Source organism: Klebsiella sp. C360, assembly GCF_048822415.1.
Taxonomy (GTDB): domain Bacteria; phylum Pseudomonadota; class Gammaproteobacteria; order Enterobacterales; family Enterobacteriaceae; genus Klebsiella; species Klebsiella quasipneumoniae.
In genome coordinates this window covers 1-5,599 of sequence record NZ_JBMEZZ010000032.1, presented here as the reverse complement: position 1 = coordinate 5,599, position 5,599 = coordinate 1, and the positions used below count along the sequence as shown (strand labels likewise).

The window sequence follows — 5,599 nt, the reverse complement described above, 5'->3', positions numbered from 1 at the left end:
CTGAGACGACCCCAACCCGGTAAGACATGCAAAAGCGCCACTGGCAGCAGCCACTGGTAACTGATTTAGAGGAGTTTGTCTTGAAGTTATGCGCCAGTTAAGGCTAAACTGAAAGAACAAGTTTTGGTGACTGCGCTCCTCCAAGCCAGTTACCTCGGTTCAACGAGCGCCAACTCTATGAACCTTCGAAAAAACCGCCCGCCAAGGCGGTTTTTTCGTTTCAGAAGCGACAATACCTCCGAGCAAGTTAAGCGTCAAGAACAACACATTGCTCGACACCAAAGCAAAGGCTAGAATCGTAAAATAATTCCGATCTAGAGGTTACAAAAAATGAACATGAAAACGCTGAAAGATATAATTGAAAAACAAAAAAAAGAAGAAGAAGAACAAAAATTCGACCCAGCTGAACAAATAGAAGAATACATAAGCCTTGTTGAAAAATTATATACTATTACATTAGAATCTATTGACGAACTAATCAAAGATGGATTGATAAAACAATCAAGAAAAAAAATATCAATAAATGAAGAGTCTCTAGGTGATTATGAAATCGACTCTCTAATACTCACTATAAACTCAAGTAAAATAAAATTTGAGCCAGTAGGAACCATGCTAATAGGTTCAAAAGGAAGGGTTGACGTCACAGGGCCATTTGGAAAAGAAAAATTCATTCTGATCAGAAAAGGAGTCAAAAGCCCCAGCGATTTAATAAAAGTAAGAGTTAACGTAGTCGGGGCATATAAACCAGAAAAAGATAAGACCGATGAAAATGTGAAAAAGCCGTCAATTGATGATTGGGAATGGAAAACAATGCCTAGCGATAGTCGATGGGTTAAATTTGATGATGTGAATTCCGAGACCATTACGAATATTATTATGAGAATGATAAATGGCTAGGGTTCATGCAATTAAAAGATCTGGTCTACACATAGACATTGACTATGTCGTACATAAAAAGATAGCACTCGATCGTGCTGTAATTCTGCGGTATTCAACAAAGAACCCAGATTACCATGCCGATTTCGTCGGCTTAAGTGAGCCGGAGATTGAAAGAGAAAAAGACTTAATACTAAAAGAAAATGACACAACACATTGCCTTTTATTGTTAACAGCTATTGAAGCAATATTTCGATTAGATGCAGATCAGAAGTACTGCAATAAAAAAAGAGACCCATTATCAAGAAAAATAAAAGAGATATATGATAAAACAAAAGGAGAAAAAATAAAATTAGATGATGATTTAATAAATACCAGAATGAATGAAGATGATGCTAGATTAAAAAAAGACTACAACGATCTAAAAACATGTTTTAAATTCAGGCATTGGCTTGCTCATGGAAGATACTGGCATCCAAAGAGAATAAAGAATTTTTATTTCGACTCTATACTAATAGTGATAGATTCCATTTTAAACTCAACCAAATACAATTTTGAAGTTTAGGTCAGTGACATTAAAAAAAGTCACCATAACGTCCCTTAAGCACAGCACATTATGAGCCAGCAATTTTAGATTGCTGGCTCACATTTAAATCATGGTTGAACTTTAAGACCAGAGCGGAGAATGTATTCATCAACACGCTCCCCAGTATCTACAATTTTGGCAAAGTTCACGTCAGCTGATGTCACGGTTAAATCATTTGCGGATGCAGGCATAGGCAAGGTTGCGCGGTGACCATCGACAGAAACCAAAGTCTTTCTATCAACAAATGATGAACCATAGTTTACGGTGTACTGTACTGAACAGGCATTCGGATTCGGATGACTAACAGCCCAGGGTTCACTAAAGGAGTTGTAGTTGTCATAGTCCGCTCTCTTAATGTGCAAATTTAAGTCGTTTTTATATGTAAACGACCCAGTCTCATCATCCACAATCCAATCATCATGATTAGAATGTTCAAGAATGTCTTTTACTTCATTAGCATTCATGCATACCCCCATATAAATCAATGGTTAGAATGTAAAGATCGATTGAGTTCTACACCACACTGCTCCGAAAAGTTCTCTATGTGCAATCAAATTTTCCAGTAAAGAATCAAATAATAAATACTAAACATCGATTTGTTTTTTCACTTAAAAATCATATACATAAAATAGGTGTGTTTAGCCTTTTTAATATCAGAATTAAACCAATCGCAACTTATTGTTTTTATTGGAAAATAAAAACAAAGAAAAATAAGGGGAAACACTGATTATAGAAGTTGCTGTGATCGTAAAAAAAGGCTATTGTTGATTTGTCAAACATAGGTTAAGACCTTCCGGCAAGAAGAAACCTTCGAATGACACCCAACAATAACCTTACTTAGCGAGTATATCATATGAGTAAAGAATCAGAACTAGAGTTCAGAACAAAAGAACTCGAACGTCAAATGAAAGGTGTCCAGCGACGTATTGAGGTGGTTAACGCCAAATACGACAGCCAAACCAAGAAGCAAGAACGTCGCATTCGTGATTTGGAAATCAAAACAGCAGTCCAGTCAGGCGTTACGCAACGTGAGGTTGCAAACATTTACGAACTGTCGCCGGGTCGCGTTAATCAGATCATTAAAAAAGTCGGCTAATCTCTAGAGAAAAAACCGCCAAAAGGCGGTTTTTTCTCGCAATACAAACTGACGTGCTTTTTACCATAAGGTCTCATTACATACCCTGTTCTGATGCGACCGGTAAACACATAAAAAACTTCACAAAAAGCATGCAGTGATGTTAAATCAAAGACGGTCCCGACTTTGTTGGGTCCAGATGGGGATATAGCTTCAACGGTAGAGCAGCGGACTTCTAATCTGATGGTTGTGGGTTCAAATCCCATTGTCTCCACCAAAAGCCTCCCCCCTAAAAGGGGGGAGGCAACTATTCTGGCCACAGCATTTACCATAACGTCGCATTACGCGCACCGCTAAAACGGCCTCAGGGCGTTTCTGACGGGAAACCGGTAAAACAGGCAACAAACCACCCGAAAACCCGCCAGAAACGCGCAGGCTCTGTTTTTACGGCATGCATGAGTATGCACGCAAGTGCATAGCGCGAAAATTCACGCCATTCAGCCAGGGTAAGTCCTGTTTCCGGCGTTCTTCCCATCCGAAAACGGTGAACGGGGACGCAATTTATTGCGTGGCCGTGAAGCGTTGCCGGCGCAGCCGGAAAACCGGTTTTCAGCACGATCAGGAATCGGGTTCGTCGACGGCCGGCAATCACGTTATGGCAAGTCGACGGACGACTCACCACACGATTCACCGGCGATTCGACTCGTGACTTGACTCTAGAGTCGTCAAGGTCAAAAAAACACCAAAATGACGATTCGACTCTAGAGTCAAGTCGTCATAAGTTACTGATAGTCTTATGTGAGTCGTCGATGACTCTATGACGAGTCGTCGGCAAGTCGTACACGAATCGCCGACGACTTGGATTCACCTTACAGAAAGTAATACTGCGTAATTTAATAACCCACAACTAACTGATATTAATGAGTTATCTTCAAAATTTTAATTTTGCGTGGGGTGTGGTGATTTTGTGGTGAGGAGTGCATATATGTTGAGTCTCGGTCTTGGATGGGTTAAGGTTATTCCGGGATTTGGCACGGAGGGGAATTCATGAAGGGAGTAGCGTTTGGTATCATCCTGTCTTTAATACCATTGTCATCAATGGCAGCAGACTGCTTTGATATGGCTGGCAGGGATTACAAAATTGATCCGGATCTCCTGCGTGCTATATCATGGCAAGAATCACGATTTAAAATTGATGCGATTGGGCGTAATCCTGTTACGGGTTATGGATCAGGCTTGATGCAAATTGACTCGCAGCATTTCAACGAACTGTCGCGATATGGAATAAAACCGGATCATCTTCTTAGCGATGCTTGTCTTAACATCTACACCGGAGCCTATTATCTGGCTCAGGCGTTTAAAAAGTGGGGCGTTTCGTGGGATGCAGTCGGGGCATACAATGCAGGCTTCAAAAAGACCCCGCGCCAGGCAGCAAGACGTTACGAGTATGCGAAGAAGATCCATTACTACTACACGGCTATCAAAGCAAGCAAACGAACTTCTTCTAAAGATCAGAAAATCGCCATGAACTAAAAAGCCTTCTGATATAAGAAGGCTTGAATTTCTTAAAAATCTACGGCATCTATACCTGGATAATAATCGGCATCACTATCAAAATGAAAAAGCAGATACCCACCCTCCCGGTGCATTAGTATAAGATTTTTGCGTAAAAATTTTGACACCCCACCTCTTTTTAGCGCCAGAAGATGGCGTTTGAAATCATACATCCTTATAACACAACCATAAGGTGTATCATGTATCCACTCTAAGTAACTATCGCAAGTTAGATAATTGGTTGTTGATGAAAGCACCTGAAGAACTCTGATATCACCTTCTTCCATATGTGAAATACTGATACAGACAGCTTTAAATTCAAACATAAGTATTCCCACCATCAAAACGCCGGACAGCTGCCCGGCGCTTATAAATAGCCTTTAAGAGTGCGGAATTTCTCCGCAATTAACCACAATGCCTTATTGAGTTTAACATCACCATCGATTGCTTTTACTGGCCGGGTTGTTGTTCTTTTCCCTTTTTCAGTTCGGCCAGGCAAACCGCCTTTAATCAGATTTTCCTGGACCCTTTGATATGTAGTCCAGATGTCATCTTTTTTATCTTCATAACGGCGCGGATGAATTATCTGTTCAATACTGACCGGAGATTTATTTTCATCTTCATATCGGTAGGTTAATGCAGCTTGTCCAAACAGACGCTGTTCTTCCTTGGTTAAGGCAATAGACTTCATGACATCAACGCCTTCAGTTATTTTATCGAAAATTCCCAGAACTTCGTAAGCACCTTCGATAACCCTTCCAACAATATCACCTTTATGAGGTACACGAATCTCACCAAACGACGTACCGCACACAAGGCCATTTGTGCATACAAAACGGAACATACCCGGGATCATTTGATAACTGGACGATCCATCATGCGAGTTAAGAAGAATGATTTCGGGTACTTCTGTTCCTTTATTGGCCCCTTCACGGCGAAGTCTTACCATATGCTTAGTATGCCCCCGTTTATCCTCATCCCTTACTCGTGACTGACAGGCAAAAAATGGCTGGAAACCTTCTTCACGTAATTTATCCAGCAGTGTAATGGTTGGAATATAGGTATAGCGATCACTACGTGAATTATGCTTTTCTTCTGAAAACACAGAAGGTACAACCTTGACTAATTCATCGTTAGTCAGTGGGCGTTCCTGACGAATGGAATGAGTAAGTCCAAATCGGGATGCTAAACGCATATTATTCTCCTTCACCTGTTTAATTTTTTAACCATCACCCGTTGAGTTGCCGGGGCCGCGGTTTTGACTTTGTGCGGGGACCTGCTGAACCTGCCCCCTGGATATAACCTTCACCCGTTTGAGAGCCGTTCGCCGCGAGGGCGTAAACGAGCACGGCCCGGTGCAGATGTCCGGGGGTGAGCGGGAAATTTTTTTCGGTCTAATGAAGCGCAGCGGAATGGCCGGGAAAAATTTATTGCGAAAGGCTCTGCCGTCCCCTGGACAGCAAGACGGGTTGTGCTTGTCTCAGCCCCGGCGAATGGACTCAAACGGG

7 protein-coding genes and 1 tRNA gene are annotated in these 5,599 nt (G+C 41.5%); 5 read left to right on the top strand and 3 right to left on the bottom strand.

Going from position 1 to position 5,599, the window contains the following annotated elements:
- Positions 1–330: 330 nt before the first annotated feature.
- Positions 331–897: a hypothetical protein gene (locus ACOI7D_RS27455; protein WP_044525166.1), complete on the top strand. Its 567-nt coding sequence runs from the start codon at positions 331–333 to the stop codon at positions 895–897.
- Entirely contained in the window at positions 890–1,441 is a 552-nt protein-coding gene (locus tag ACOI7D_RS27450; protein ID WP_040173808.1) for a hypothetical protein, read from the top strand. The genes ACOI7D_RS27455 and ACOI7D_RS27450 overlap by 8 nt, the downstream gene beginning before the upstream one ends.
- Before the next feature lie 89 nt (positions 1,442–1,530).
- Here ACOI7D_RS27450 and ACOI7D_RS27445 read toward each other — a convergent pair whose 3' ends face one another.
- Entirely contained in the window at positions 1,531–1,926 is a 396-nt protein-coding gene (locus ACOI7D_RS27445) for a hypothetical protein (RefSeq protein WP_126066683.1), read from the bottom strand.
- A 389-nt stretch (positions 1,927–2,315) separates the two neighbouring features.
- Between ACOI7D_RS27445 and ACOI7D_RS27440 the strand changes: the two genes are divergently transcribed.
- The 3 genes from ACOI7D_RS27440 to ACOI7D_RS27430 all read left to right on the top strand — a co-directional run bounded on the left by ACOI7D_RS27440 (position 2,316) and on the right by ACOI7D_RS27430 (position 4,070).
- Positions 2,316–2,558 carry a hypothetical protein gene (locus tag ACOI7D_RS27440; protein ID WP_074196216.1) on the top strand — a complete coding sequence of 81 codons (243 nt, stop codon included), beginning with the start codon at positions 2,316–2,318 and terminating at the stop codon, positions 2,556–2,558.
- Positions 2,559–2,738: 180 nt separating this feature from the next.
- A tRNA-Arg gene (locus ACOI7D_RS27435) sits at positions 2,739–2,814 on the top strand.
- A 770-nt stretch (positions 2,815–3,584) separates the two neighbouring features.
- Positions 3,585–4,070: a transglycosylase SLT domain-containing protein gene (locus ACOI7D_RS27430; protein ID WP_001568108.1), complete on the top strand. Its 486-nt coding sequence runs from the start codon at positions 3,585–3,587 to the stop codon at positions 4,068–4,070.
- Between the two features lie 32 nt (positions 4,071–4,102).
- Here the strand turns inward: ACOI7D_RS27430 and ACOI7D_RS27425 are convergent, their stop codons facing one another.
- Positions 4,103–4,432: a DUF5983 family protein gene (locus tag ACOI7D_RS27425; RefSeq protein ID WP_011977736.1), complete on the bottom strand. Its 330-nt coding sequence runs from the start codon at positions 4,430–4,432 to the stop codon at positions 4,103–4,105.
- Positions 4,433–4,458: 26 nt separating this feature from the next.
- Positions 4,459–5,286 (bottom strand): DUF932 domain-containing protein, encoded by an 828-nt coding sequence (locus ACOI7D_RS27420; protein ID WP_023307552.1) that lies wholly within the window; start codon positions 5,284–5,286, stop codon positions 4,459–4,461.
- Positions 5,287–5,599: the final 313 nt, after the last annotated feature.

Coding starts and splice junctions, on each gene's coding strand:
- ACOI7D_RS27455 (WP_044525166.1), top strand. CDS start 331: ATGAACATGAAAACGCTGAAAGATATAATTGAAAAACAAAAAAAAGAA.
- ACOI7D_RS27450 (WP_040173808.1), top strand. CDS start 890: ATGGCTAGGGTTCATGCAATTAAAAGATCTGGTCTACACATAGACATT.
- ACOI7D_RS27445 (WP_126066683.1), bottom strand. CDS start 1,926: ATGAATGCTAATGAAGTAAAAGACATTCTTGAACATTCTAATCATGAT.
- ACOI7D_RS27440 (WP_074196216.1), top strand. CDS start 2,316: ATGAGTAAAGAATCAGAACTAGAGTTCAGAACAAAAGAACTCGAACGT.
- ACOI7D_RS27430 (WP_001568108.1), top strand. CDS start 3,585: ATGAAGGGAGTAGCGTTTGGTATCATCCTGTCTTTAATACCATTGTCA.
- ACOI7D_RS27425 (WP_011977736.1), bottom strand. CDS start 4,432: ATGGTGGGAATACTTATGTTTGAATTTAAAGCTGTCTGTATCAGTATT.
- ACOI7D_RS27420 (WP_023307552.1), bottom strand. CDS start 5,286: ATGCGTTTAGCATCCCGATTTGGACTTACTCATTCCATTCGTCAGGAA.